Origin of the sequence: Streptomyces sp. PKU-EA00015 (genome assembly GCF_013387495.1) — a bacterium.
In the GTDB taxonomy this organism is placed as follows: domain Bacteria; phylum Actinomycetota; class Actinomycetes; order Streptomycetales; family Streptomycetaceae; genus Streptomyces.
Map to the genome: position 1 here is coordinate 99,309 of NZ_JABZEE010000028.1, position 25,581 is coordinate 124,889.

At 72.3% G+C, this 25,581-nt stretch carries 24 protein-coding genes; 17 read left to right on the forward strand and 7 right to left on the reverse strand.

What is annotated here, in order from left to right; all coding sequences use genetic code 11:
- Window positions 1–91: 91 nt before the first annotated feature.
- Window positions 92–2,650 carry a SpoIIE family protein phosphatase gene (locus tag HW130_RS18275; RefSeq protein ID WP_177150799.1) on the reverse strand — a complete coding sequence of 853 codons (2,559 nt, stop codon included), beginning with the start codon at window positions 2,648–2,650 and terminating at the stop codon, window positions 92–94.
- A 179-nt stretch (window positions 2,651–2,829) separates the two neighbouring features.
- A complete protein-coding gene (locus HW130_RS18280) occupies window positions 2,830–3,246 on the reverse strand; it encodes an ATP-binding protein (RefSeq protein ID WP_177150680.1) in 417 nt (138 codons plus the stop codon).
- A gap of 458 nt (window positions 3,247–3,704) precedes the next feature.
- Here HW130_RS18280 and lxmK point away from each other — a divergent pair, with 458 nt between their 5' ends.
- The 17 genes from lxmK (at window position 3,705) to HW130_RS18365 (ending at window position 21,461) form a co-directional block, all read left to right on the forward strand.
- Window positions 3,705–5,147, forward strand: a complete 1,443-nt coding sequence (gene lxmK, locus HW130_RS18285; protein ID WP_256356157.1) for a class V lanthionine synthetase subunit LxmK — start codon at window positions 3,705–3,707, stop codon at window positions 5,145–5,147.
- On the forward strand, window positions 5,144–6,106 hold the full coding sequence (locus HW130_RS36745; RefSeq protein ID WP_177150681.1) for a T3SS effector HopA1 family protein: 963 nt from the start codon (window positions 5,144–5,146) through the stop codon (window positions 6,104–6,106). The genes lxmK and HW130_RS36745 overlap by 4 nt, the downstream gene beginning before the upstream one ends.
- 166 nt (window positions 6,107–6,272) lie before the next feature.
- On the forward strand, window positions 6,273–6,440 hold the full coding sequence (locus tag HW130_RS18295; RefSeq protein WP_177150682.1) for an LxmA leader domain family RiPP: 168 nt from the start codon (window positions 6,273–6,275) through the stop codon (window positions 6,438–6,440).
- Between the two features lie 114 nt (window positions 6,441–6,554).
- Window positions 6,555–6,740 (forward strand): LxmA leader domain family RiPP, encoded by a 186-nt coding sequence (locus HW130_RS18300; protein WP_177150683.1) that lies wholly within the window; start codon window positions 6,555–6,557, stop codon window positions 6,738–6,740.
- A gap of 93 nt (window positions 6,741–6,833) precedes the next feature.
- The gene (locus HW130_RS18305) at window positions 6,834–7,919 is read left to right on the forward strand and encodes a methyltransferase (RefSeq protein WP_177150684.1); all 1,086 of its coding nucleotides are present in this window, start codon (window positions 6,834–6,836) and stop codon (window positions 7,917–7,919) included.
- Window positions 7,912–9,726 (forward strand): ABC transporter ATP-binding protein, encoded by a 1,815-nt coding sequence (locus HW130_RS18310; protein ID WP_309140470.1) that lies wholly within the window; start codon window positions 7,912–7,914, stop codon window positions 9,724–9,726. Before HW130_RS18305 ends, HW130_RS18310 begins: the two co-directional genes overlap by 8 nt.
- A complete protein-coding gene (locus HW130_RS18315) occupies window positions 9,723–10,691 on the forward strand; it encodes an LLM class flavin-dependent oxidoreductase (protein ID WP_177150686.1) in 969 nt (322 codons plus the stop codon). Before HW130_RS18310 ends, HW130_RS18315 begins: the two co-directional genes overlap by 4 nt.
- On the forward strand, window positions 10,688–11,545 hold the full coding sequence (locus HW130_RS18320; protein WP_177150687.1) for a flavoprotein: 858 nt from the start codon (window positions 10,688–10,690) through the stop codon (window positions 11,543–11,545). The genes HW130_RS18315 and HW130_RS18320 overlap by 4 nt, the downstream gene beginning before the upstream one ends.
- Window positions 11,542–12,495, forward strand: coding sequence for a phosphotransferase (locus HW130_RS18325; protein ID WP_177150688.1), 954 nt, complete (start codon window positions 11,542–11,544; stop codon window positions 12,493–12,495). Before HW130_RS18320 ends, HW130_RS18325 begins: the two co-directional genes overlap by 4 nt.
- Before the next feature lie 20 nt (window positions 12,496–12,515).
- Window positions 12,516–15,584, forward strand: a complete 3,069-nt coding sequence (locus HW130_RS18330) for a M16 family metallopeptidase (protein ID WP_177150689.1) — start codon at window positions 12,516–12,518, stop codon at window positions 15,582–15,584.
- A 135-nt stretch (window positions 15,585–15,719) separates the two neighbouring features.
- Complete coding sequence (locus HW130_RS18335; RefSeq protein ID WP_177150690.1) at window positions 15,720–16,163, forward strand: hypothetical protein; 444 nt, start codon at window positions 15,720–15,722, stop codon at window positions 16,161–16,163.
- Window positions 16,160–16,474 (forward strand): transcriptional regulator, encoded by a 315-nt coding sequence (locus HW130_RS18340; RefSeq protein WP_309140472.1) that lies wholly within the window; start codon window positions 16,160–16,162, stop codon window positions 16,472–16,474. The genes HW130_RS18335 and HW130_RS18340 overlap by 4 nt, the downstream gene beginning before the upstream one ends.
- Before the next feature lie 41 nt (window positions 16,475–16,515).
- Window positions 16,516–17,679 (forward strand): nucleotide disphospho-sugar-binding domain-containing protein, encoded by a 1,164-nt coding sequence (locus HW130_RS18345; RefSeq protein WP_177150692.1) that lies wholly within the window; start codon window positions 16,516–16,518, stop codon window positions 17,677–17,679.
- Between the two features lie 124 nt (window positions 17,680–17,803).
- Complete coding sequence (locus tag HW130_RS18350; RefSeq protein WP_177150801.1) at window positions 17,804–18,685, forward strand: ABC transporter ATP-binding protein; 882 nt, start codon at window positions 17,804–17,806, stop codon at window positions 18,683–18,685.
- Window positions 18,682–19,620, forward strand: a complete 939-nt coding sequence (locus tag HW130_RS18355; RefSeq protein ID WP_218183663.1) for an ABC transporter permease — start codon at window positions 18,682–18,684, stop codon at window positions 19,618–19,620. Before HW130_RS18350 ends, HW130_RS18355 begins: the two co-directional genes overlap by 4 nt.
- Window positions 19,621–19,670: 50 nt before the next feature.
- Complete coding sequence (locus tag HW130_RS18360) at window positions 19,671–20,321, forward strand: GPP34 family phosphoprotein (protein WP_177150693.1); 651 nt, start codon at window positions 19,671–19,673, stop codon at window positions 20,319–20,321.
- Window positions 20,322–20,327: 6 nt separating this feature from the next.
- Entirely contained in the window at window positions 20,328–21,461 is a 1,134-nt protein-coding gene (locus tag HW130_RS18365) for a glycosyltransferase (protein WP_177150694.1), read from the forward strand.
- Window positions 21,462–21,540: 79 nt separating this feature from the next.
- On the opposite strand, the gene HW130_RS18370 is transcribed toward HW130_RS18365, so the two are convergent.
- The 5 genes from HW130_RS18370 to HW130_RS18390 all read right to left on the reverse strand — a co-directional run bounded on the left by HW130_RS18370 (window position 21,541) and on the right by HW130_RS18390 (window position 25,414).
- Window positions 21,541–21,960, reverse strand: a complete 420-nt coding sequence (locus HW130_RS18370; RefSeq protein WP_177150695.1) for a (deoxy)nucleoside triphosphate pyrophosphohydrolase — start codon at window positions 21,958–21,960, stop codon at window positions 21,541–21,543.
- 39 nt (window positions 21,961–21,999) lie between these two features.
- A complete protein-coding gene (locus HW130_RS18375; protein ID WP_177150696.1) occupies window positions 22,000–22,179 on the reverse strand; it encodes an SPOR domain-containing protein in 180 nt (59 codons plus the stop codon).
- Between the two features lie 386 nt (window positions 22,180–22,565).
- Window positions 22,566–23,318, reverse strand: a complete 753-nt coding sequence (locus HW130_RS18380; RefSeq protein ID WP_177150697.1) for a GntR family transcriptional regulator — start codon at window positions 23,316–23,318, stop codon at window positions 22,566–22,568.
- A 77-nt stretch (window positions 23,319–23,395) separates the two neighbouring features.
- Window positions 23,396–23,776, reverse strand: a complete 381-nt coding sequence (locus HW130_RS18385) for a hypothetical protein (protein ID WP_177150698.1) — start codon at window positions 23,774–23,776, stop codon at window positions 23,396–23,398.
- A gap of 63 nt (window positions 23,777–23,839) precedes the next feature.
- On the reverse strand, window positions 23,840–25,414 hold the full coding sequence (locus HW130_RS18390) for a S8 family peptidase (protein ID WP_177150699.1): 1,575 nt from the start codon (window positions 25,412–25,414) through the stop codon (window positions 23,840–23,842).
- Window positions 25,415–25,581: the final 167 nt, after the last annotated feature.

A 25,581-nucleotide genomic window follows, 5' to 3' on the forward strand; every position in this document is an offset into this window, starting at 1 on the left:
GCCCCGCTGGGGGCACTTGCTCTGGCTTCGCCGGGCCCCCGCCCACGGCCGCCAGGCCGTGGGGCCGGGTGGGGAAACGGCGCCCGCCCCGTCAGAACATGCTCAGCAGCTGCTCCACCGTGGGCTCCGCCGACCCCCCGCCGTCCGGGAGCGGGAGTTCGAACCAGACCGTCTTGCCCCGGGGCGTCCGTCGGGAGCCCCACGACGCGCTCAGCAGGCCCACCAGTTGCAGGCCGCGGCCGCCCTCGTCCGTGTCGCGGGCGCGGCGGCGGCGGGGCTGGACCAGGCCCGCGTCCCAGACCTCGCAGACCAGCGTCCGGTCGCGCAGCAGGCGCAGCCTGATCTCGCCCTCTCCGTAGCGCAGCGCGTTGGTGACCAGTTCGCTGACGAGCAGCTCGACGGTGTCGACCAGCGCCTCGAGGTCCCAGGCCACGAGCTGCCCGCGGGCCAGCTCTCGGGCCCGGCCCACCGAGCGGGGTTCGCGCGGCAGGCGCCAGTCGCCGACGGACTCGGCCGGCAGGCCCTGGACACGGGCCATGAGGAGGGCGATGTCGTCCTCTCCGTGCCGCGTGTCCAGCGTGCTCAGCACGTGGTCGCAGACGTCCTCCAGCGGACGTCCCGGATCGGTGAGCGCCGTGCGGAAGGCTTGCAGGCCCTCGTCGAGGGGGTGGTCGCGGGACTCTACGAGGCCGTCGGTGTAGAGCGCGAGGAGGGCTCCTTCGGGGAGCTCGACCTCCACCTCCTCGAAGGGCTCGCCGCCCACTCCCAGCGGCATCCCGGGCGGTACGTCGAGCAGCAGCGCCTCCTCGTCCGGTTCGACGAGGACGGGTGGCAGATGGCCGGCGTTGGCGAAGGTGCAGCGCCGGGTGACCGGGTCGTAGACGGCGTACACGCACGTGGCGAGGTAGACCTCGGAGAGGTCCGCCTCGCGTGACCTGGGCGAGGCCTGGTGCGGGACCTGGGCGCCTCCCGTGGAGCGGCGGAGCTGGGAGGGGCTGCCCGGGCTGCCGAGGCCGCGGGCGATCTCGTCGAGCGCGGAGAGCACCTCGGCCGGTTCCAGGTCGAGCAGCGCCAACGTCCGTACGGCTGTGCGCAGTTCGCCCATGGCGACCGCGGCCCGCAGCCCGCGGCCCATCACGTCGCCGACGACGAGCGCGGTGCGGTGCCCGGGGAGTTCGATGACGTCGAACCAGTCCCCGCCCACCTCGGTGGCCGTGGTGCCGGGCAGGTAGCGGCAGGCGATGTCGAGGCCGGCGGCCTCGGGGTCGCCGGGCGGGAGCAGGCTGCGCTGCAGGATGAGCGCGCGCTCGTGCTCCCGGCGGTAGAGGCGGGCGTTGTCGATGCAGACGGCCGCGCGCGCCGCGAGCTCGACGGCGAGCGCCCGGTCCCGGTCCCCGAAGGGTTCACTGCCCTTGGCGCGGGCGAACTGCACCAGGCCGACGACCGTGTCGTGCGCCACCATCGGGACGGCGAGCGTGGACTGGACGAGGCTGCCGTCGCGCCCGGGGATGTTCTGCGGGCTCGCGGTCCGAAGGGCGCTCGCGCAGGGCGAGTTGAAAGGGTAGCGGTGGACCTCGCCGACCTCGGTGGGGCCGCCGCCCTCGGGCACGCAGTCCGGTGTGGTCATCAGGGGCGCGTCGGACACGGCGCTGGCGAAGGCGACCCGGCGCAGTTCGGCGCTGCCCCCGCCGAAGCTCTCGGCGTGCACGGCGGCGAACTGTCCGGGCGGCGCCTCGTCCCCGGTGAGCAGGCCCTGGTAGAGGTCGACGGAGGCGAGGTCGCAGAAGCCGGGGACGGCGACGTCGAGCAGCTCCCGGGCGGTGGTCTCCAGATCGAGGGAGTTGCCTATCCGCGCGCTCGCCTCGTTGAGCAGGGCGAGGTTGCGCCGGGCGTTCGCCGCCTCGCGTGCGGCCATGTGACGCCGTGTGACATCAGTGCCGAGTCCCGCGACCCCGACGGGCCGGCCCGATCCGCCGTGGACCCGGTAGAGGTTGATCGACCAGTGCCTGCGGTCGGTGCTGCCGGGTACCGTGCCCACGATCTGGAGGTCGGTGACGGCATCACCGGTCTCCAGGACGCGGCGCAGGGCGGCGTTCATCCGGTCGGCCTCGGGGCGGGAGAGGTAGTCGTCGACGGTGCGTCCGCGGTGCTCCTCGACCGCGCCGCCGAAGACGGTGGCGAAGCGCTGGTTGGCACGCTGCACGGTGAGGTCCGTGCCGAAGAGCAGGAAGCCGAAGGGGGATTGACCGAAAATGGCCTGCGATGCGGCGAGATCGCTCTCGATCCGGCGCAGCGCCCGTACGTCGACGACGATGCACAGCGCGGCCTGTTCGCCGTGCTCGGTCTCGCTCGGCATCACATAGATCTCGGCGAGCCCGTGGGTACGGTCCTGGCCCGGCACACGGAAGGGGACGAGGCCCGTCCACTCCTTGCCGTCCAGGATCTCGGCGACCTTGCGGTGACCTCGTGGTCTGAGGTCGGCCGGCATGAAGACATCGACGGGGTCCTTGCCCCTGACCTCCTCGGCAGTGATGCCGAAGAGCTCCGCGGCGCGTTTGCTCCACTGATCGACGAGCCCATCGGGGCCGATCGAGAACGATGCGACCTTGATGTAGTCATAGATCGAGCCAGGCGCGCTGCTCTGCCACATGGCACCGCTCGCCGTCCCAGGTATCTCGCTCACGCGACCGTCCCCTCCAGCTCACCGCACCGGACCGGCCATGACCGCAGTATTCAGCACTACGGCTCCGACCGGCACGGCGTTCACGATCACAGAGAGGTCTCGTTCATTTTCGGCCGAGCCCCCGTGATCGTCGTCCCTCCAGACTCCTAACCCGTCAGGGCCAGCTCGAACCACACCGTCTTGCCGGTCCTGCCCCGCCGGGTACCCCAGCGACGAGCCGTGCAGGCCACCAGTTGAAGACCTCGGCCGCCCTCGTCGTCGGGGTGGGCGGACCGCTCGGTGGGGGGATCCGGCAGCGGGTCCGACACCTCCACCCGCAGGGTCGGCGCGGCGCCGTCGCCGTTGGGGCGGACCATCCGCAGGCCGATCGGGCCCGAGGTGTAGCGCTGGGAATTGGTCACCAGCTCGCTGACCAGCAGCACGGTCACATCGCCGACGGCGGTGTCCAGGCCCCACGCCCTGAGGGTCTCGCGGACGGCGTGGCGCGCGGCACGCACGGCGTTCGGCTGCGCCGGGAAGGTCCATTCGGCGCTGTCGCCTTCGCTGCCGGTCACGCCGATCACTTCCCCAGACCGAACACGGGAGCAATGACCCTTTTAATGGTGTCAATCAGGACATACCCGATATTCGGTGCCGAGTATCGCGGTACGGGCGGGATCCGGGGCACGGTGGCCCGTACGGCGCACCCCTCGCGCCGCGCGGCGTCCGACGCGCCCCGCACCCTCTCCCCAAACGCCGGCCCAAACGCCGGAATGTCATGCTCCAGTCACCCACGGGCCGCCGGCACCTCGCGCTCGGGACACCTGTGCCCGTGCCGGACATCCGACCCGCGACGGACACGAACGACTCTTCACCCCTTATCGGGGCGCAGAATTCCGGCCCGCCGCCGAAGAATGCATCCATGTAAATAGGGAGTAAAGACATCCATGTGACCTGGATCACAGTATGGTGTTCCGAACTTGTGCGCTGGATCACTTGCTGCCTAGGGTTGTGGCCATCGCCGACCGGTATAGCCGGACGATTGCAGGACCTGAAGCAATACGGGGAACAGGACAGCAACAATGGCACGGGGGATTCACAGGGGACGCGCTTCGATCGCGCCCCGCATGCCCGGATCGGGCACACGACCATTTCCGCCGCGTTCGCGGCATCTCTGACGACGCACGACCTTCCCGGCCGTCGGCCGCGGCATGGCAGAACCATGCCGTTTCCGATCACGCCGTCATTCCGCGACATCGTCGCGCATTCACGTCGGCTGACACCGGCCGACGAGAATCCTTTATGCGGCCTGCAAAGCCGCACCTGGACACGCGTGTGTCCCAACGGGGATTCAGCCATGCTTCGAGGGGAAATGCAGATGGCTGTCATGCAAAAAGAAGTGGCGTCCATTGATCTGGACGCCACTCCGGAGGTCGACAGACTGCTCGTCGATCTCGGTCTCGGCACCATGGTGCGGGAGTCGGTCACGTCTCCGATCGGCAGGAACGACGCCTGGGCCGGAATCACCACCGGCGGCAGGGACGTGTTCGTCAAACGCCTCACGGGCGCCGAGCCCGATGTCAGGGCGCGGATGCGGCGGATGCTCGCCTTCGAGGAGTACGCGGGTGCCGCCCGCCCGCCGGAGCTCTTCCGGCCGGCGCTGCTGGGGACCGACACCGAGCATCACATCGTGGCGTTCGAGCGGGTCATGGACGCGCAGAACGGCGCCCAGCTGATGGTGGACGAGGTCTTCACCGGTGACCACGCGTACCGGGTGGGGCGCATCATCGGCCGGCTGCACGGCACCCCGCCGCCCACGGCGATGGAGGTGGACAGCGTGCCGCCGCCGTTTCCCCCGGTGGCCTTCCTGCGCGGACTGCCCATGTCCGTGTACACCCGCTCCAGCGCCGGGGAGCTGGAGGCCTGGCGCCTGCTGCAGAACGACGCGGTCCTCGTCCGCGCCCTCGAGCGGCTGCGCGACATGGAGGCGGACTCGCCGCGCGTGCCGTCGCACTGCGACTTCCGCGTGGACCAGCTGCTGGTGCGCCCGGAGGCCGTCTACGTCGCCGACTGGGAGGAATTCCGGCTGGCGGACCCGGCCCGCGACGTCGGCGCTTTCGCGGGTGAATGGATCTACCGGTCCGTCCTGGACGTCGTCACGAACAGGGGAGACGACGTCTTCACCGACGTCGAATTCACCCACGACATGATCATCCAGCGCGGCGTGGCGAAGATGCAGCGCCTTCTCCCGCTCGTGGGGGAGTTCTGGCGGGGTTACCGCGAAGTACTGCCCGTGGTCGACGAGGGGCTGGCCGTGCGCGCGACCGCATTCGCCGGATGGCATTTGCTCGACCGACTTGTCGCCGGCGCGCTTTCCTCTTCGCGCCTCACGGGAATTCAGCGTGCCGCGGCCGGCGTCGGACGAGCAGCCGTGGCGAATCCGGAGAAATTCGCGTTGACGCTCGGGTTCGAGGATGTGAAGTGACCGTGGAAATTCGGGGGACCAACGAGTTGCTGTCGTCGGACGTACGCGCGGTCATGCAGCGGATCAGTGTGTCCGCGGACCGTTCGAAGGCCGTTGTCGGCGAGCGGGAGATCGAGGCGGAAACCCCTCGGGAACTGCGGCGACTGCTCGCCGAGGCCATTTACGACGTATTCCATTCGGGTCAAGGACACGGAAAGGTGCCCACCCGGCTGAGGGACGACGAACTGGAGGTGCGGCTGGCCGCCGCCGTGCCGCACAAGGAAATCGCCACCCGCGCACTGGCCCGCTCATCGGCCGAGTCGGACGACAAGGGGAACGTCCGGGTCCTCGTGGAGCGCGAGGGCGTCAGGTTCTGGGCGCCCGAAGCGGCGCTGCGGAACACGGAGGTGAGGGAGGGGGAGGTCGTCGAACTGACCATGCCCTCCGTCCGCGCGGGCCTCTCCCCCGGCTTCTTCCTGGTCGACGGCTCGGTCCCGCGCAAGGGCGACCGGGACGTGCTGCGGGTGTACGTGAACGTCAGGACCGTCGACGACGCCGTACGGGTGTGGGGCGCCACGCTCACGTTCCTGGAGGACCGCGGGCTCCCCTACCGCGCGAAGGTGCTCTCCGCGCCGGAGCTTTACCCGCGGCGCGACGCGGTCGTGGTCTACCTGGACGCGGAGTACGCCCACGCCGCGCCCGAACTGGCCCGACGGGTCCGGGAACTGCCCGGTCTCGGCACCGATGTCTCCTGTTTCACCGAGGAGTTGTGCCCGGGCGTGGCCACCGCCTGGGAGCCCGCCGATCCCCATTCCGGCAGGCAGGGCCTCAGCTTCGGGCAGCACCGCGCCAGCGTGCTGGCGAGCGCGCTCGTGGACAGCGCCGATGTCCGCGAAGAGGCCGAGCGCACCGTGGCCGAGCAGTTCACGCAGGCCGGGATCGATCCCGCCCACCCCGCGCGCAATCTGCCACGCGCCTGAGTGGCGCACGCCGGCCGCACCGAAGGCACGGCAACGTCCTGCGGCCGCCCGGAGCGTGGCCGGCACCACTCTCCGGGCGTACGGCACCGGGCGCTGAACCCATCACTGGGAGCGTCACCGACGCTCTCAGCCTTGAGTTCAACGACTCGGAAACGAAAGGACTGTCATGAACAGCACCGACAGCATCATGGACCTCGTCGCCGGTTACGAGACCTACATGGACGCGAGCGAGCTCGACGTCACCGCGGTCGCCGACGCCCCGGCCACCACCTGGTACTGCGCGTCCGCCGCGGTCAGCTTCCTCAGCGCCATCACCTACGAGGCCACCTGCTGACTCGGCCTGCGCCGACGCGCCCGCGAACGCGAACAGGCCGACGACGGGCGCACCACATGCACCACAGCACACCGATTCCCATTCATCCGCTCACCCCTGAGGGAGAGAAAGAGCATGGAGAAGGCATCTTCCATCGTCGAGCTGCTGTCCGGCTACGAGGCCTACAGCTCGCCCGAGGACATCAACCTGTCGGCGGCCTCGGACGCCCCCGCCACCACCTGGGGCTGCGCCGCCGTGACGGCCAGCATCAGCTGGATGAGCGGCCAGGTCGTCTCCAAGACCATCGACGACGGCTGCTGACAGCCGTCCGTCCCGCGTGAAACGGCGTGTGTGGGCCACGGACCGGCCCACACACGCCGCCCAACCCCAATTTCTACCCTGAGGCGGCGAAAGATGGCAGAGCCCCAGCCCTACGAGAAACTGTTGTCCCTGGCGGATCTGCTGACACCTGCCGCCATCCGCGCCGCGGCCACACTCGGCCTCGCGGACCACATCCGCGCCGGCGCGACCACCTCCGCCGCCGTCGCCGAGAAGGCGGGCACCCAACCGGACGTCACGGACTCGCTGCTGCGCCACCTCGTCGACACCGGCCTGCTGACCAGCTCGGCCGAGGACGGCGATCGGCACTTCGCACTGACCCCGCTCGGCGAGCCGCTGCTGAGCGACCACCCCACCAGCCTGCGCCAGGTGCTCCGCAACGACAGCATGATCGGCCGAGGCACCCAGGCCCTGCTCCACCTCGACCACACCGTGCGCACCGGCGAGCCCGCGCACGCCGCGGGCCCCGGCGGCGGCTACTGGGAAACCGTCAACAACGACCCCGCCTTCGCGGCGGAATGGGCCGAGCAGGCCCGCGCCGTGGACGCCACCCAGGACCAGCCGCTGGGCTGGGGCGCGCAGCACATCGTCGCCGACTACGACTGGAGCGGCGTCACCAGCGTCGTGGACGTCGGCGGCCACCTCGGCGCCATCCTGATGGGGCTGCTGCGGGCGCACCCGCACCTGAGGGGCACGCTCGTCGATCTCAGGAACGTCTCCGAGCAGGCCGGCGCCCGGTTCGCACGCAGCGACGTGGCCGACCGCGCGACCGCCGTCGTCGGCAGCTTCTTCGACCCGCTGCCCAAGGGCTCCGACGTCTATCTGCTCTCCGCGATCCTCGCCGACTGGGCCGACGACGACGCCGTACGGATCCTGGCACGCTGCCGCGAGGCCGCCGGTACGAACGGCAAGGTGCTGCTTGCCGACGTGGCCATGCCGGCCCACGGACCCGCCACCGAACTCCAGTACCGCTCGATGATGCCCGCGCCCTCGCGGTCCGTCGCGGACCTGGAGAGGCTCTGCGACCGAGCCGGGCTCGACATCACCTGGCGGGGCCCGACCACCGGCCTCCGGTCCCTGCTGGAGCTGACCCCCCGTCCGGGCCCGGTCACCGCCGGGGATGCGGACGCGTGCCGGGAGAGGAGCGGCGACCGTGGCTGACCGGACGACGACACACAAGGCGGGCGCGCCCGCGCCCGACCGGGACTTCCGCATCATGCGGGAGCTGGCCGCGGACCGGGGTGGCCAGCTCGCCCTGATCGCCCTGATGGCCCTGCTCTCCACCGCCTCCACGCTGGCGCTGCCCTGGGCCGTGGGCAAACTGATCGCCTCGCTCGACGAGAACGGGCTGAGCGCCTACACCTGGCTCCTCGTCGGGCTCGGCCTCGGTTCCGCGCTCGCCGGAGCCGGTGCGACGTTCCTGCTGTCCCGGCTCGGCCAGCAGATGATCTGCCGGCTGCGGGTGCGGACGATGCGGCACACGCTGGGCATGCGGGTGCCCGACATCCGGCAGGAGGGCAGCGGCAACCTGGTGGCCCGCATCACCGCGGACACCGCGCGGGTGAAGAAGCTCATCGACGCCGGCCCCGTCCAGCTGCCGATGGCCGCGCTGACGACCGTGGGCACGCTGGTGATCATGGGGTTCATCGACTGGATGCTGCTCCTCGTCACGCTCGGGGCGTTCCTGGTCGCCGCGGCACTGATCTTCGCCGTGGTCAAGGGGCTCCGGCACAGCTACGTCGCCGTGCAGGAGGCCACGAGCGGCCTGGCCCAGCGCTACATCGCCGCCACCGACGCCGTGAAGGTGATCAAGGCGTACCGGGCGGAGCGGCAGGTCGGCGACGACCTGGCCGAGCATGCCGAGGGCGTGGCGCGGCGGGAGATCGCCGCGGCGCGGATGGAAGCGCTGATGATGCCGACGATCACGCTGGGGCAGCAGATCGCCCTGGTCGCGGTGATCACCGGCGGCGGTGCGCGGATGCTCGACGGCAGGCTGTCGCTGGCCGACTTCGTGGCGTTCCTGCTCTATCTCCTCCAGCTGACCGGACCGTTGATGATGATCGCCTCGTCCGTGACCGCGCTGAAGATGGGCGTCGTCGCACGCGAGCGCTTCACCAGCCTGTTCGCCAAGGACAGGGAGCAGGACGGTGACGCCGGCCCGGCCCCCCAGGCCGATGAGCACGCGGGCTCCGCCGCCCCCGCCGTCCGGTTCGACCAGGTGCACTTCAGCTACGGCGCCAATCCGGTGCTGCGCGGCGCCGACTTCCACGTACCGGCGCGGGGCCTGACCGCGATGGTCGGCCTGTCCGGCTCGGGCAAGACGACCAGCCTGGAGCTGATGCAGCGGTTCGCCACCGCCGACAGCGGCAGCGTCGAGATCTTCGGGCGGGACACGTCGCAGTGGCCGCTGTCGGAACTGCGCGGCCGGATGGCGTATGTCGACCAGTCCTCGACCCTCGTCCAGGACACCATCCGCGCCAACCTCACCCTCGGCCGCGATCCGTCGGCGGTGTCCGACGAGGAGTTGCTGCGGGTCCTCGACCGTGTGGGGCTCGCCACCGAGCTCGGCCGCACACCGCAGGGCCTGGACACCGTCCTCGCGGGCAACGTCGACCTGTCCGGCGGCCAGCGCCAGCGCCTCGCCATCGCCCGCGCGATGCTCACCGACGCGGACCTGGTGCTCCTCGACGAGCCGTCGTCGCAGCTGGACAGCATCAACGAACAGAAGCTCCGCGACCTCGTGGACGAACTCTCCCGGGAGCGTGCCCTGCTCGTCGTCGCCCACCGGATCTCGACCGTGCAGCACGCCGACCACGTGATCGTCTTCGAGGCCGGCCGCACCGTGGGCGAGGGCGACCACGCCACCCTGATGCACGAGTGCCCGGCGTACGCCCAGCTGGTGCACGGCCAGATGCTGACCGCCGGGGACGGCGGCCGAACGACTGTGAAGGCGGGAATGCCGGCATGACAGACCACTCGTTTCTCGTTCCGTTCGTCCCGACCCGGCCCGAGCAGCTGCTGCCGTTCGCCGCGCTCGCGCAGTGGAGCAGGGCCGTCCGGCTCTGGCAGGGCCAGGGCACGGCCAGCGACACGCACCAGGCGTTCAGCTACGCCGCCGCCACCGGCTTCCGGGTCCCCGTCGGCACCTCGGTGTCGCTGATGCCCTTCTGCCATCCGTACGACGCGGCCCTGCGCGCCCAGAGCCTGGCGGCCGCGATGGGGCACTCGGTGGTGGCCGGCTACGGTCCCGGCGCCAAGGTGCTGCAGCGCAGCATTCTCGGCTCGCCGTACCGGAGCCAGCTCGGCGCGGTGCGCGACTACGTCACGATCCTGCGCGGGCTGCTCACCGACGGGAAGGCCGACCACGAGGGCGAGTTCTACAGCTGCAGCGCCGTGCTGCCGCGGCTGCCGCTGCCCCCGGTCGAGATCGGTCTCGGGGTGCTGCGCCCCCGGATGGCGGAGCTCGCCGGGGAGGTGGCCGACGTGGCCATCACCTGGCTGACCCCGGCCGCCTATCTCAAGGACACGGTCGTCCCCGCCCTGCGCGCGGGTGCGGAGCGAGCCGGGCGTGCGATGCCGCGGGTCGTGGCGATGGTGCCCGTCGCGCTGGACGGGCCGGAGCGTGACGCGACGAAGCTGGCGCTGGCGGGCAACTCCGGCCACATGAGCCTGCCGCACTACACCGACATGCTCAGCCGGTCCGGCATCGACGTCGACATGAGGGCCGACCCGGAGGCCAGCGGCAAGGCGCTGGTCGGCGGAAACGCGTTCCTGTTCGGCAACGAGAGCGAACTGCGCGACAAACTGCGGGAGTTCGCCGACGCCGGGGCCGACGAGATCGTGTTCAACGTCACGGGTGTCGCGTTGACACAGGGCGGCACGGCGGCACTGCGGGAACTGGAGCAGCTGCTGCGACTGGTGGACGCGGCATGACCGTGCCCGCGACACCGGGCGGGCACGGGCCGCACCCGGGACCCGCCGGGCGGGGCGGTCCGAAGGCGTCTGGACCGGACGCGGGCGGCCCCGAGGCGACCGCCGACGCGCTGACCGTGCCGCCCTTCGGCATCCGCCGGCTGCTGCTGGTGGTCACCGGCTCGACGACGGCGGCCGGACTGCCCCAGTGGCTGACCTGGCTGCGCCAGGGCTACCCCGAGCTGACCGTGCGGGTGGTGATGAGCCGCAGCGCGCAGCGCTTCGTCACCCCGCTCTCGCTCGGTCTGCGGGTGGACGGCGGGGTGGACACCGACGCGTGGGAGGAATGCGACGACGCCCGCCATGTGGAGTACGCGCAGTGGGCGGAGGCGGTCCTCGTCTATCCGTCGACGTTCCACTTCACGGCACGGCTCGCGCTCGGCCTCGCCGACACCCCGGCGCTGCTGGCCCTCCAGTGCACCGACGCGCTGGTGGCCGTCGCGCCGTCGCTGCCGCCCGGCGGTTTCGACAGCCCCGCGTTCCGCGCGCACTGGGCGGCGCTCGCGGCGCGCCCCAACGCGGTGCTGGTGCCGCCCGTCCCGGGCTACAGCCTGACCACCGGGCGCGAGGACGGCTGGGTACCGCCGCCGATCAGCGATGTGGTGCGGCGGATCGAGGACCGCAGAACGGCCCGGGAGAGGGAGCGCGCCGCCGCGGCGGACGGCCCGGGCACGACCCCGTACGCGGCCCTGCTGGCCGACGGCGCCGACGCGGCGGTGCACGGGGGCCGGACGGCGTCCGCCCGTACGCCGGCAGCGGCGAGCGGCGCCGGGGCCGAGGCCGGGTCGACAGCAGGAGCGGGGGCAGGGGCATGAACAGCACGGCAGCGGGCCCGACAGCGACGGAGACCGGCGCCGCGGCACCCGAACGGGCCGCGGCTGGCAGGGACTTCGGCACCGGACTCCTGCGCACCCGGGTGACCGGCGGCACGGAGGGCGGCGGCTACACATGGGTGCGCCGCCCCGGCCCGCAGGCGCCGGCGCCGTTCGCCGCCCCCGTCCCGGACCTCGACGCGCTGATCGCGGCGGGGTGCGCAGGCCGGCACGTCCTGTGGGCGCCCGGCACAGTCACCGGCGACGGCGCCGGACGCGTCTACCGGGTGCGCGGCCCCGAGTCGGCCGCCGGCCGGCTGCTCCACCACGGCCCGGACGACGGCCTGGCGGAGCTGCTGCGGGGCCTCGGCCGTGCGCTGCGGGCCCTGCACGACACCCCCGTCCCGCCCTCGGCCGCCGACGCGCTCCGAACCGCGCCCCGCGGCCTGGACCGGTTCACCGACTGGCTGGCGGGGCGCTCACCCGAACCGCGCGCGGCCTACGCCGAGTCGCTGCTGCGGCCCCGGCTGGGCGAGGTGCGCATGGCGGCGCTCCACGAGCTGTGCGAGCGCATCGCGGCGGACGGGGACCGGGTGCTGTGCCACGGCGCGCCGGCCCTCGGCTCCCTCGTCCCCGCGGAGGGCACATCGCCGGGTGCCGCCGACATGCTGATCGGCGAGGACGTCTGCCTGGCCCCGTGGTACCTGGACCTCGGCTGGACCCTGGGCGAACTCGTCGAACTCAAGTGGTACCGCGGCGACAGCGGTCCCGCCTGGCCCCTCCTGCTGAACGCGCTGTTCGAGGGCTACGGCCGCGACCTCGGCGACACCTGGCCGCGCCTGGCGGCCCTGCGCGTCCTGCTGCATCTGCACGACTACACCGCCTATGTCGGCTGGGACGAGAAGAACTTCGAGAAGTACACGGGGTTCGTGATGTTCCTGCTGGACCTCTGACCGCTGTCAGGAGCACTTACATGACCAGCCCTCACCCGACACCGGACGCCGGCGCGGCGGGCGGCCCGCACCGGCGCACGCTGGCCAACGGGCTGCGCATCGTCCTGGCCCCGCACTGGCCCACGCCCCGTACGGCCGTCGCCGTGCACTACGGAGCGGGCTTCCGTTCCGAGCGTCCGGGCCAGGAGGGCATGGCCCACCTCTTCGAGCATCTGATGTTCCGGGGCAGCGAAAGCCTCCCGGACGGTGCCTTCTACGACGCGCTGCACCCGCTCGCGGGCGCGGCCAACGGCACGACGCACCAGGACTACACGGACTACTTCCAGACCGTGCCCGCGCAGGCGCTGGAGCAGGCGCTGTTCCGCGAGGCCGACCGGATGCGGGCGCCCCGCTTCACCCCCGGCCAGCTCGCCGCCCAACTCGCCGAGGTGGCACGGGAGATCGAGCACATGCGGGACGGCCGGCCGTACGGCGGGCTGCCGTGGCCGCTGCTGCCGCAGGTGATGTTCCGCGACTTCGCCAGCGCGCACGACGGCTACGGCGACGCGCGGGAGCTGGGCCGGGTCACGGTCGAGGACTGTGCGCGCTTCTTCGAGGCGTACTACACCCCGTCCAACGCCGTGGTGACGGTCGTCGGTCCGCACCGGCCCGAGGACGTCTGGCCGCTGGTGGAACGGCACTTCGGCGACATCCCCCGCCGCGCGACGGCCGAGCCGCCGCCGCTCGACGAGCCGCTGCCCACCGGTGAGCGGCGGCTGCGCCGCACGGTCGCGGGGGTGCCCCGTACGGCGGTCGCGGTCGGCCACCGGCTGCCGGACCCGGCGGCACGACCCGGCGCGTACCTGGCCCACATGGTGCTCGCAGAGCTGACACAGCGCTCGGCCGCCCAGGAACTCGCGGCACCCGTGAGCGCGGGCTGCGGCTTCTTCGGTCCGCTCGACGCGCGGGGGCCCGACGCGCTGGTGGTCACGTCGCTGCTGCCGCGGGGACTGACGGCCGGCGAGTTCACCGACCGGCTCACCGCGTGGTGGGCCCGGCACGGCGACCCGCGGACGGTGGCCGGCGCGGCCGAGGGGGCGGTCCGCTCCCTCGCCTCGCGCCTGCGGCGCGAGCACGCCGACCTCCAGCAGCGCTGCCGTGCGCTGGGCCGGCTGGAGCTGCTGTTCGGCCGCGCGGAACTCGTCGACGAGCTGCCCGGACTGGTCGAGGCGATCGCCTCCGACGACCTCGCGCAAGCGGCCACCGCACTGGCCGCCGCACCCCGGGCGGTCCTGGTGCTGGAGCCGGAGGCCGTACCGGCGGAGGGGGCGGAGCCACCGACGCGGACGGAGGCCGCGCCTGCGCAGGCCGCGGCGACGTCGGCCACGCCTGCGGCGGGCGCGCCGAGGCCCGGAACGCCTGCGCCGTTGACCCAAGGCGCGCCACTGTCCGAGGCCACCGCCGCGCCGGCGCAGGGCTCTCCCGCACACGACACACCGAGGCACACAACGCCCGCCGCAACGCCCGCCGCACCAACAGCGCACAGCGCGACCACACCCGCCGCGCCGGCGCAGGTCGCACCAGCGCCCGGCGCGTCAACGCACGCCGCTCCCGCCGCACCGGCAGCGCGACGCCCACCCACCGTACGGGCACAGGGGGAACCGGGGCAGGACGCACCCGCACCAGGCACGCCGGCGCCCGCCGTGCCGGCCGTTGACGCACCCGTGCGCAGCGCATCAGCGCGGGAAGCGAAGGTCGGCGGCGCGCCAACTGCCTTTCTCTGTGCATCGCTTGGAACGAGCACCGCCCAGGCCCTCGCCCCGCGCGGCGCCGTCGAGCTGGGGCGCACGTCCCTCGGGCCGCGGCCTCTGCCGCCGCCCGGCGAGCCCGTCGGGCCGCGCTTCACGGGGGCGAAGGAGACCGTCCTGGCGGGCGGACCGCGGGTGCTGGCCGTGCCGGACCGGCGCGCCGGCCTGGTGGAGGTGCGGCTGAGGGTGCCGCTCGGCCCCGACGGCTGGCGCAGGCCGGCCGAGTCCGCGTGGCTGCTGCGCCGCGCCGACGCCGCCACCGGGGCGTCCGCCCGCGCCCGGCGCCTCGGCGGCGAGCTGCGGGTGTCCACCGGAGGCCAGTGGGTGGACATCGGCGGATGGGCACCGCGTGAGGCGTACAGCAATCTGCTGCGCATCGTCGCGGACCTGCTCGAACCACCGCCGCTGCCCGACGCCTTCCCCCCGGCCGCCGCCGTCGCACCCCGCCTGTCGCCGGAGCAGCGGATGGACCAGGCGCTGCGACTCCACTGGCTGGGCGGCGACGCGGACGACGTTCTTCCGCCCACCGCCCTGTATCGCCGGATGCTGGCGCCCAAGGGCACGGTGTTCGTCGTGGTCGGTGACGTGGAGCCGGAGCGAGCGGCGGAGGAGGCCGCCCGGCTGCTCGGCCCCTGGGCCTCGTCGGCCGCGGCGGAGAGGGCCGACGCGCCGACGACCGGGACCGGGCCCCCCGGTACGGCGGACGCACCTGTGGTGCTGGTCGTGCGCGAGCCGTCGGCGGGCGGTGCCGTGGGCATGACCCTGTGCGCACCGGAACCGGCCCACAGCGACGACGTCCCCGCTCGCTATCTGGCCACCGCCCTGCTCGGCGGCCACTACGGGGCGCGGCTGGCCGAGCGCTGCCGACGGCTGGGCCGTGCCGGGCACGTGATGTTCGCGGCGCGGGATGTCGTCGCCGACCGGGCGCGGGCCCTGGTCCGGGTGACCGCGCCACGCGCCGAGGTGGCCCAGGCCCTGCACGACGTACGGGAGGAGGCGGCCGCTCTGGCGGCCGTACCGCCGACGCGGGACGAGCTGGATGTCGTCCGGCGGTACTGCGGCGCCCAGTTGCTGACGGCCTTCGACTCACCGGGGCTGCTGGCGGACGCGTTGCGGCACACCATGATCTCCGGCCGAGGACTGGAGTGGGTGATCAGCAGGCCCCAGCTCCTCGGTGCGACAACGGGCGAGGAGGTGGCGTCGGCGGCCAAGGCCCTCTTCGTACCCGTAACGAACACCGTCGTCGCCCTGGGAGACGTCGAACAGCAGGCGCTGGCAGGCGAGTTGGAGGCCGACCGGTGACACGCCCAAGCTTCCGGCCAGGGCGTCGGACAGCACGCTCCTCCCCTTGCCACTCCGGAAAGAGAAGGCTACTGTTTCCACCATGGAAAGTGGCGGATCGCCGAAGGGGGCCGCTGCCGGACGGAAGGGGACGCGATGAATTCGGAGGAGGCGCGACAAGCGCTCGCGCAGGCCGGGGCCGCCAGGGCGGGAGTCGCCGCCCGAGCCGCCGCCCCGCGGTGGTACTACCCGGCGGTCGGCGGCTGCTTCCTGTTCGCCTTCGCCTCGGTCAGCATCGACTGGGACCTCATCCCGTTCGGCGTCGTGCTCGGCATCTCGCTGGGGCCGACGCTGCTGACGATGGCCGCGGGCCACGCCACGGGCGTGTCGTTCAACCGCTACTACGCCACGCCCGGGGCACGCCGGATCACCTCCGTCCTCGGCCCTCTCCTGGTGACACTCATCGCCCTTGGTCTCGTCCTGGAATGGGGCGCGGACCTGCGGTGGTCCATGGCGGCGTGCGGAGTGGTCGCCCTGGTCGCCACGGTGGTCGCCGGCCGCAGGCTGGACCGGGCCGTGACCGAGGAGCTGCGGGCGTGATCCAGCCGGTGTTCGACGAGGTGATCCACCCGATCAACCGGCTGCGGATCTGCTCCATGCTGGCGCCGGTGGACTCGCTCGCCTTCTCCGCCGTGCGGGACGAACTGGGTCTGAGCGACTCCGTGCTCAGCAAGCAGGTGAAGATCCTTCAGACGGCCGGGTACGTGACGCTGCGCAAGGAACCGCTCAACTCCCGCGTGCGGGCCTGGCTGAGCCTCACCCCCGAGGGCCGTACCGCCCTGGCCGCCCATCTGGCACATCTGCGGATCATCGCGGAGGCCGCGACCGCTCCGGGCGGCACGGAGAGCTGAGGACCGCGCCGCACGCACCGCACACAAGGGAAGAGCTGTCCATGCACGAAGCCCCGGGCGCGCACATCGCCCTGATGTCCGTGCCACTGCACGGCCATGTGAACCCGATGCTCGGCCTCGCGGCCGAACTGACCGCACGCGGCCACCGGGTCACCTTCGCCACCGGTGACGACTTCGTCCCGCTGGTCGAGGAGACCGGCGCCGAGGCCGTCGGCTACCGCTCCACCTTCCCCTCCCTGCGGGGGGCCTTCGGCGACTGGCTGCCCGCCGAGGACGACGGCACACTCGCCGTGGCCGCCTTCGACCGCGAGTGCGCGGCGGCACTCCCCCAGCTGGCCGGGGCGTACGCACAGGACGTCCCCGACTTCGTCGTGTACGACACGGTGACCGGCCACGCCCCGCTGCTGGCCCGCCGCTGGGGCGCGGGCGAGGTCCAGTTCTCGCCGACGCACGCCTTCCCCGACGCTGTCGCGGGACCCGCGGTGGGCACGGGCGCGGCGGCACTGGCACATGAGGTGCCGTGCGTGGTGGCCATGCCGCGGTCGCTTCAGTTCCGGCCGGAGGAGATCAGCGACCGGCACGTCTTCGTCGGGCCGGTCGCCGGACAGCGGCGGGCGCACGGCGACTGGTCCCCGCCGCCGGGTGCGCGGAAGACCGCGCTGGTCTCGCTCGGGACGACGTACAACCGGCGCACGGACATCTTCCGCGCATGCGTCCGTGCCCTGCGCGGCCTCGGTGACGGCCGGCACGTGGTCGTCGCCACCGGCCACGCCGCCACGACGGACGAACTGCGGGACCTGGCCCGCGAGAACGGCGTCGAGGTCCATACCTGGGTGCCGCAGATGAGGGTGCTCGACCACGCCGACGTGTTCGTCACCGCGGGCGGCACCGGCAGCGTGCTCGAGGGTCTCGCGCACGGTGTTCCGCTCGTCGTCCTGCCGCAGGCCGTGGAGCAGTTCGTGACCGCGGAACGGGTCGCGGCCCTCGGCGTCGGCCGCGTCCTCGCGCCCGGGACCGCCGACACGGCGTCCCTCGCCGCGGCGGTGCGGGACCTCCTGGCCGATGCGTCGGCAGCCGCCCGCCTGTCGGACATCCGGGCGGAGATGGCAGCCGCGGGTGGCGCCCGCGCCGCCGCCGACGTCGTCGAAGCGGTGCTCGAGGACGGACCGGGCTCGCGGACACGACGGACCGTCACGGCCCGCTGACACACCCGAAGAGAACGAGAACAAGCACGGAACAGGGGGAGATCCGGTGACGGAGACCGTCGAGCCGGCCGCCCCGGCGACCGGAAGCACCACACCACTCGTCATCGATGTGCGTGACCTGCACATGCGGTACGGCAGCCACGAGGTGCTGCGCGGTGTGGACTTCAAGGTCCGCCGCGGCGAGGTCGTCGCGCTGCTGGGACCCAACGGCGCGGGCAAGAGCACCACCATCGAGATCCTGGAAGGCTTCCGGGACCGGTCCTCCGGGGCCGTGCGGGTCCTCGGCAGCGATCCGGCCGAAGGAGACGAGCGCTGGCGCTCCCGCCTCGGGATCGTCCTCCAGTCGTGGCGCGACCACGGCAAGTGGCGCGTCCGGGAACTGCTGCGCCACTTCGCCGCGTTCTACGGGCCGTACTCCACTCCCGGACACCCCGGGCCGTGGGACGCCGACGAACTGCTCGCCCTCGTCGGGCTGACGGAGCAGGCGGGCCGGCGCATCACGAGCCTGTCCGGCGGGCAGCGTCGCCGCCTCGACATCGCGCTCGGCGTCGTCGGCCGCCCCGAGGTGCTCTTCCTCGACGAGCCCACCGTCGGCTTCGATCCCGAGGCACGCCAGGAGTTCCACGCGCTGGTGCGGTCCCTGGCCCGGGCACGGAACACGATCCTGCTCACGACGCACGACCTCCAGGAAGCGCAGAAGCTGGCCGACCGCGTCCTGATCCTCGTCGGCGGCCGGATCATCGCGCAGGGCACCGTCGGCGAACTCGCCCACCGCGTCGGCGTGGACGCCGAGGTGACCTGGACCAGCGGCGGCACCGCCCACCGCCACAGCACATCCGACGTCACCGGCTTCGTCCGGCGGCTCTTCGAGGAGTACGGAGACGACGTGAGCGACCTCGACGTGCGGCGCGTCGGCCTGGAGGACGTCTATCTGGCCATGGTCAGGGAGGCCGAAGCCGGTCGCGAGGACGAGGCGGCCCGCCACTTCGAGGGAGCGGTGCGATGAGCCCGACGACCCGTACGCGTCCTGCCGGATACGCCCGTCCCGCCGGCTCCCCGCCCGACGCCGCTCAGGGGCCCACCACGCCCGTGAGCCCGCTGCGGAACACGCTGCGCGAGGGGCTGCGCCGCGGCGGCCGCGAACTGCAGCAGATGGCCACGACCAGGCAGGATCTGATCAGCAACCTCGTCTGGCTGGCCGGCCTGCTCGCGCCGCTGCACATGCTCCGGGACAACGAACTGGCGGGCACCGGCATGTCCGTCGCCGGATTCCTGCTGCCCAGCCTGATGAGCATGTGCGTCGCCTTCAACGGCATGCTCGGCCTGACCCAGCAGCTGATCGTGGAGCGCCAGGACGGCACCCTGCTGCGGCTCAAGGCCCTGCCCAACGGCATGCCGAGCTACCTGGTCGGCAAGCTGGTCGCCGTCTCCGGGACCGTCCTGTTCGCCTGCGCCGTCGTCACCCTGACCGGCATCGTCATGCTGCCGGACGTCTCGGCCTCCGACCCGGGGGTCTGGACCGCGCTCGCCTGGGTGCTGCCTCTCGGACTGCTCGCCATGCTGCCGGTCGGCGCGATCCTGGGCTCGCTGATCGAGAGCCCCCGCAACCTCGGCCTGGTGATGCTGCCGCTGTTCGGACTCGCGTCGATCTCCGGCATCTTCTACCCGGCGTCCCACCTGCCCGTCTGGCTCCAGCACGTGGCCGAGGTCTTCCCGCTGTACTGGCTCGGTCTGGCCGCCCGCGCCGCGCTCCTGCCCGACTCGGCCGTCACGGCGGAGATCGGCGACTCGTGGCGGCACTGGGAGACCGTCGGCGTACTCGGCGCCTGGGCGGTCGTGGGCCTGCTCGTCGCGCCGATGGTGCTGCGCCGGATGGCCCGCCGCGAGTCCGGGTCGGTCATGGCCAACCGGCGCGAGCACGCGATGAAGCGGCCCGTCTGAACCCGCCGCCCCTGTCTCATTCACCCTCCACCCAACGGAAAGAGGCACCCATGTCCGTCCTCGCCCAGGACCTCGCCCTGCTGCTCCTCGACAACGAATCCGGCCGGAGCACGGTCGACCTCGGCCGCCGCCACCGCGCGGTGGGCAGCGCGATCCTGCTGGACCTGATCCGTACCGGCAAGGTGACCGTCGACGTCCCCGCCGGTGACCCGAAGGCCGCCCGGCCCGTCGTGCGCGACACCGCGGCCACTGGTGACGCCGTGCTCGACAAGGCCCTGTCCGTCCTCGCCGACAAGGACAGGAAGCTGGGCTGGGCCGCGGAGAACATCGGCCACGCGTGCTGGCGCCCGCTGCTCGACGCGCTGACCGACCGCGGCCTGGTACGGCACGAGGAGGGACGCTTCCTCGGGGTCGTTCACACCAACTCATGGCCTTCCGGCGACCCTTCGCACGAAGAGGCCGTCGTGGACCGCATCCGCGACGCCGTCGTCGGCGGACAGGAGCCCGACGAGCCGACCCTTCTGCTCGTGATGATCCTCAACGGGATCGGCGCCCTTCCCGCGCTGCTGCCGGACGAGGACAAGAAGGCCGTCACCGAGCAGGCTGCCCGGCTGGTGCGGGAGCACACGGAGAACGGCCCCTGGGGCGAGGTGTTCAAGGGCCTGGACGCCGCCCTGTTCACCGTGCTGCTGGCAGGCTGAGCGCCGATGAGCGACGCGCACCGGGCACCCGGCACGGCCGGCGTCGTCCTCGTCGTCGACCACCAGCTGCCCTCACCGGACCAGGACTCGGGATCCGTACGGATGTCCCGGATGATCGAGGAACTGGTACGGCTCGGGCGCCAGGTGATCGTCTTCCCGCTGGACGGCCACACCGACGTTCCGTACGCCACAAGGCTGAAGGAGCTGGGAGTCGCGGTCCTCGGAGGGAGGGCGCGGCAGCTGCGGTTCCTGCGCGAGCAGGGACACCGCATCGGTCTGGCGCTGCTGTGCCGTCCGCAGCCCGCGATCCAGCTGCTCGGGGAGATACGGGACGCGGCGCCGCACTGCACGGTGGTGTACGACACCGTGGACCTCCACTTCCGCCGCCTCGGCCGCGCCGCGGACCTCGCCGAACGCGAAGGCCGCACCGACCGCTTCGCGCTGCGGGCCCAGGCCGAGTCCACGCGGGCGCTGGAGCTGTTCCTCGCCCGGACGTGCGACGTCACCCTCGTCGTGTCCGGCGAGGAGCGCGCCGCACTGCGCTCACTGGTCCCGGAGGCGGACGTACGGGTGCTCTCCAACATCCACGTCCCGGTCACGGACGGCGCACCGGGCACGGCGGCCGGCTCCCGGGTGCTGTTCGTCGGCCACTACCTGCACGAGCCGAACGTGGACGCCGCGCAGTGGCTGGCCCGCGACATCATGCCTTTGGTCCGCCGGGAGATCCCGGAGGCGGAACTGGACCTGGTGGGCGGTGCGGCGCCGGAGTCCGTCCTCTCGCTGGCGGGGGACGGGGTCACCGTGCACGGCTGGGTGGAGGACCTGTCCCCGCTGTACGCGGCCGCACGCGTGGCGGTCGCCCCGCTGCGGTACGGGGCCGGGGTCAAGGGCAAGGTCGGCGAGGCACTGGAGCACGGCCGGCCGGTCGCCGGGACATCCCTCGCCTTCGAGGGCATGGGCCTGCGGCACGACGCCCAGGTGCTGATCGGCGACACCGCGCAGGAACTCGCCGCGGAGATCGTCCGGCTGATGAGGGACGACGCGCTGTGCGAGCGGCTGGTCCGGTCGGCGCTGCCGCACCTGACAGCGGAGTTCGGCCCGGCCCGGGCGCGCGGGACGCTGCTCGGCCTGCTGGCGTGACCACCGCCCCGGCCGGCCGGGCTCCGCGGCGCGGGCGCGCGCCGGCCCTCTGGTATCCGTGGCCGGGCCCGGTCGCGTCTCAGGTCCGCGTCGTGCCGTTCCCCGGTCGCGAGAGCAGCAGGCGCGCGGCCTCCGCCACCGCGGGCCGGTCCTGGTCGAGCCAGTCGACGTCGTCGCTCTCGTGGGGCGCGAGCCAGCGCAGCTCGTCATGGTCCTGCAGGGCGCGGGGGCGGCCGGAGACCAGCCGCACCGTCCAGACCTGGAGCACATAGCCTGGCTTCAGCGGCCACTCGCCGGGGATGCGCTCCATCGGCTCGGTCTCCACGCCCAGCTCCTCGCGCAGCTCGCGCACCAGCGCCTGCTCGGGGCTCTCCCCCGGCTCCAGCTTGCCGCCGGGCAGCTCCCAACGGCCCGCCAGCTCCTCGGGGGCGCTGCGCCGGGCGGCGAGGAGCCGCCCCCGGTCGTACACGGCTCCGGCCACCACCACGCGATCACTCATGTGCCGGAGCGTACTGCGGCATTCGCGGGCGGCCGGCTGTCAGGGGCCCGTCGGCCCGACGCGCTCCACCGAGTAGAGCTGCTTGTGGCCCCGGCCGTCGAGGGTGTCCGCTATCTGCTGGGCCTCGTCGCGCGTGGCGTAGCGGCCGACGCGATAGCGGTTGCCGTTGTCGTCCTGGCGGACGACCTGCCAGGGGAGCGCGGCGCCGCCGTCGTTCATCGCGACCCTCCTCGACTCGCCCTGCCTGCCCGTAAGTTGATGCTTGAAACCCCACTCAGCATATGCCCAAGCGTACGCCTGACCTTCACTGAGCGGATACGGGTTTTCACAAAGAGGTACGCGAAGGGGGCGCATCCGGCTGGATACGCCCCCTGTTCCGCCTGAAAGGCCCGATCGCGCGCTGCCCGGCCGGGGCTCCCTCAGCAGGCCCGCACCGTGGGCAGGGGCATCAGGACCGGTTCCCGGGCCGGTTCCTTGCGGCACGCGTCACCGCATGCGGCGTCCAGGGAACAACACAGCGAACAGATCGGGCCGCATGGGAACGGCCGACCGCCTCCAGCGCCACGAAGGCGAGGAACGCGCCGTCACCGACCGGGCCGACACCCTCACTTCACGGGAAGGTGGTACGCGACCCGGTAACGGTCCGCCGGCACGACCACGTCCGCCGTCTCGACCGCGCGCCCCGACGCGTAGTACGTCCGCTCGATCACCATCACCACATGGCCCGGTACGCCGCCGAGCGCGAGCAGCTCCTCCGCGAGGCCGGGCCGCGCGCCGACCTCCTCCACCACGTTGTCCACGACGACGTCGATGGCGGCCATGCGCTCGACCACACCGCATCCGCCGAGCGGTCCCTCCTCGGGGAGCATCACCGGCGTCCGGCCCGTGACCTCCAGGGGCTCCCAGGAGGTGGAGATCATCATGGGCTCACCCGCGTCCCGGTAGAGATAGCGGGTGCGCATGACCCGGTCGCCGCGCTGGATGCCGAGCCGGGCGGCGATCTCCGGGCTCGCGCCCTCCTGCTCGCTGCTGGACTCCCAGGTACCCCGGATACCGCCCTCCGCCTGCTCCTGGCGGAACGGACTCGCGCCCGACGGCGGCCGGAACCCGGAACGGGCCACCCGCCGCGGAACGGGTCGCTCGCGCACGTACGTCCCGGATCCGGAACGGCCCTCGACGAGCCCCTCCGCCATGAGCACCTTGCGGGCCTCGAGGGCGACGGTGTCCGAGACGCCGTACTCCTCGCGGATGCGCGCCTGCGAGGGAAGCCGGGTGTGCGGCGGCAGCGAGCCGTTCACGATCTTCTCCCGCAGATCGCTCGCAACGCGCAAGTAGGCGGGCTGCTCACCGAATGACACTGGCCACTCCCAACAGGTTGACAGACAGCAACAGACTGGCAACCGTTAGTCGTTGACCGCAAGTGTGGGCCAAAGTTTCACTCGATGTGATGATTTGCCGGTCGACGGCGGTTTACCGCCGGTACGTCCGGGTTCCGAACGCGCTCAGATCCCGGCCCCGTCGCCCTCGGATCGTCGGCGGCCGCGCGGCCTTGCAGGCTTCCCGTGAGCTTGCCCTCGGTCGCCGCACAGGCGCAGGTCAGGGTGCGGCCACCGGTCCGCCAACTGTCCTTGGTGGGGACGTAGTAGTACAGCTCGGCGTTCGACGGAACCGCGGCGGGGGCGACGTACGCGTCGTTGATCGCCCGGCAGCGTTCCTGGACGTCCGCATCGGCCTCCTCGGAGCCCGGGTAGCCGTGCGCCCCGCGACGGGACGCCTGCCGGCCGGCAGGCGGCGGACACTCGGGACACCCCGACACGGAGAAAGGGGCGGCCGCGAACGGCCGCCCCTCCCGATTGTCAGATCCCTACGAGGGCTGAGCTCAGAACTGCAGCGCCCAGACGTCGATCCTGCCCGTGTCGTAGCGCGCGTTGTCGCTCACCCGCAGCTTCCAGGTGCCGTTGGCCGGCTCGGACGACGCGTTCACCGTGTAGGTGGTGATCACGTTGTCCGCACTGCCGCCGGACCCGTAGGCCTTCAGGTTGTAGAGCGAGCCGTCGGGGGCGACGAGGTCGATCTTCAGGTCACCGATGTAGGTGTGCTTGATGTCGACCGAGACGGCGAGGTTCGAGGGCGCGTTGCCCGTGACACCGCTGACGGTGATCGGCGACTCGACGGTGGCGTTGTCGTTGATCGCGTAGTCGCCGGTGTTCTCGAACTTCGGTCCGGGCGGGGTGGTGCTGCCGCCGCCGACGTACAGCAGGCGGTTGGCCGAGCCGGTGCCCGGGTTGCCCACCACGCCGGAGGTGGCGGCGGCGGTCAGGGCCGAGGACACCTGGGCCGGGGTCGCGGTCCTGTTGTCGGCCAGGTACAGCGCGGCCGCACCCGCGACGTGCGGCGTCGCCATCGAGGTGCCGGAGATGGTGTTCGTCGCCGTGTCGCTGGTGTTCCAGGTCGACTTGATCGACGAGCCCGGGGCGAAGATGTCCAGCACGCTGCCGTAGTTGGAGAAGCTGGAACGGGCGTCGGTGCTGGTGGTGGAGCCGACGGTGATGGCCTCGGTCACCCGCGCGGGCGAGTAGTTGGAGGCGTTGGACCCGTCGTTGCCCGCCGCGACCGCGTAGGTGATGCCGGAGGCGATGGAGTTGCGCACGGCCGTGTCGAGGGCGGTGTCGACGCCGCCGCCGAGGCTCATGTTGGCGACGGCCGGCTTGACGGCGTTCTGCGTCACCCAGTCGATGCCGGCGACGACCTGCTCGGTCGTACCCGAGCCGGAGTTGTCGAGCACGCGGACGCCGACGATCTTGGCCTTCTTGGCCACACCGTGGGAGGACCCGGCGACGGTGCCGGCGACGTGCGTGCCGTGACCGTGGCCGTCCTGTGCCGTGTTGTCGTTGTCGATGGCGTCGTAGCCGTAGGACGCGCGGCCGCCGAAGTCGCTGTGGGAGATGCGCACGCCGGTGTCGATGACGTACGCCGTCACACCCTCACCCGCGGTGTCGGGGTAGGTGTAGCTCTGGTTGAGCGGGAGCGCCCTCTGGTCGACCCGGTCGAGGCCCCAGGACGGCGGGCTCGGCTGCGTGCCGGAGATCGTGAAGACGCGGTTCTGCACGACGGACTCGACGGCCGGGTCCGCCGCGAACTTCTTGGCCTGCGCCTCGGTGAGCTGCACGGAGTAGCCGTTGAGCGCGGCGTCGAACGTCCGCTTGATCTTCGCGCCGTACTCGGCCGCGAGAGCCTTGCCCGCCTTCGAGCCCGCGTCTGCCTCGGACTCGTCGAGCGTGACGATGTAGCTGCCCTTGATGGCGCCGGGGGCGCCGGCGTTCTCGATGACGCCTTCCGGCGCAGCGGCGGCCGCGACGGCCGGAAGGGCGGAGACCGTGCCGAGCGAGAGCGCGGCGACGGCTATGGCGCTGGCCGCGGCGAGTCTTCGCCGCGAGTCACGCATCACAGACATGTGAGGGGTCCTCCTCATAGGTGGTGCGTTGCTGTGGGGGTCATGACAGAAGGACGACAGGGGCATGCCAACGATTCGGTCTCAATGCGACTACCCCCCTTGTCCGTCCGCCGAGCGAAAGATTGGCGGATCCATAGGAATCGCACAAGAGGACGGACGGCAGTGAA

What these genes read in the sequence shown, in the direction of transcription:
- HW130_RS18275 (WP_177150799.1), bottom strand. Translation starts at nt 2,650, where the DNA reads ATGTGGCAGAGCAGCGCGCCTGGCTCGATCTATGACTACATCAAGGTC.
- HW130_RS18295 (WP_177150682.1), top strand. Translation starts at nt 6,273, where the DNA reads ATGAACAGCACCGACAGCATCATGGACCTCGTCGCCGGTTACGAGACC.
- HW130_RS18300 (WP_177150683.1), top strand. Translation starts at nt 6,555, where the DNA reads ATGGAGAAGGCATCTTCCATCGTCGAGCTGCTGTCCGGCTACGAGGCC.
- HW130_RS18305 (WP_177150684.1), top strand. Translation starts at nt 6,834, where the DNA reads ATGGCAGAGCCCCAGCCCTACGAGAAACTGTTGTCCCTGGCGGATCTG.
- HW130_RS18315 (WP_177150686.1), top strand. Translation starts at nt 9,723, where the DNA reads ATGACAGACCACTCGTTTCTCGTTCCGTTCGTCCCGACCCGGCCCGAG.
- HW130_RS18320 (WP_177150687.1), top strand. Translation starts at nt 10,688, where the DNA reads ATGACCGTGCCCGCGACACCGGGCGGGCACGGGCCGCACCCGGGACCC.
- HW130_RS18325 (WP_177150688.1), top strand. Translation starts at nt 11,542, where the DNA reads ATGAACAGCACGGCAGCGGGCCCGACAGCGACGGAGACCGGCGCCGCG.
- HW130_RS18330 (WP_177150689.1), top strand. Translation starts at nt 12,516, where the DNA reads ATGACCAGCCCTCACCCGACACCGGACGCCGGCGCGGCGGGCGGCCCG.
- HW130_RS18335 (WP_177150690.1), top strand. Translation starts at nt 15,720, where the DNA reads ATGAATTCGGAGGAGGCGCGACAAGCGCTCGCGCAGGCCGGGGCCGCC.
- HW130_RS18345 (WP_177150692.1), top strand. Translation starts at nt 16,516, where the DNA reads ATGCACGAAGCCCCGGGCGCGCACATCGCCCTGATGTCCGTGCCACTG.
- HW130_RS18350 (WP_177150801.1), top strand. Translation starts at nt 17,804, where the DNA reads ATGCGGTACGGCAGCCACGAGGTGCTGCGCGGTGTGGACTTCAAGGTC.
- HW130_RS18355 (WP_218183663.1), top strand. Translation starts at nt 18,682, where the DNA reads ATGAGCCCGACGACCCGTACGCGTCCTGCCGGATACGCCCGTCCCGCC.
- HW130_RS18360 (WP_177150693.1), top strand. Translation starts at nt 19,671, where the DNA reads ATGTCCGTCCTCGCCCAGGACCTCGCCCTGCTGCTCCTCGACAACGAA.
- HW130_RS18365 (WP_177150694.1), top strand. Translation starts at nt 20,328, where the DNA reads ATGAGCGACGCGCACCGGGCACCCGGCACGGCCGGCGTCGTCCTCGTC.
- HW130_RS18370 (WP_177150695.1), bottom strand. Translation starts at nt 21,960, where the DNA reads ATGAGTGATCGCGTGGTGGTGGCCGGAGCCGTGTACGACCGGGGGCGG.
- HW130_RS18375 (WP_177150696.1), bottom strand. Translation starts at nt 22,179, where the DNA reads ATGAACGACGGCGGCGCCGCGCTCCCCTGGCAGGTCGTCCGCCAGGAC.
- HW130_RS18390 (WP_177150699.1), bottom strand. Translation starts at nt 25,414, where the DNA reads ATGTCTGTGATGCGTGACTCGCGGCGAAGACTCGCCGCGGCCAGCGCC.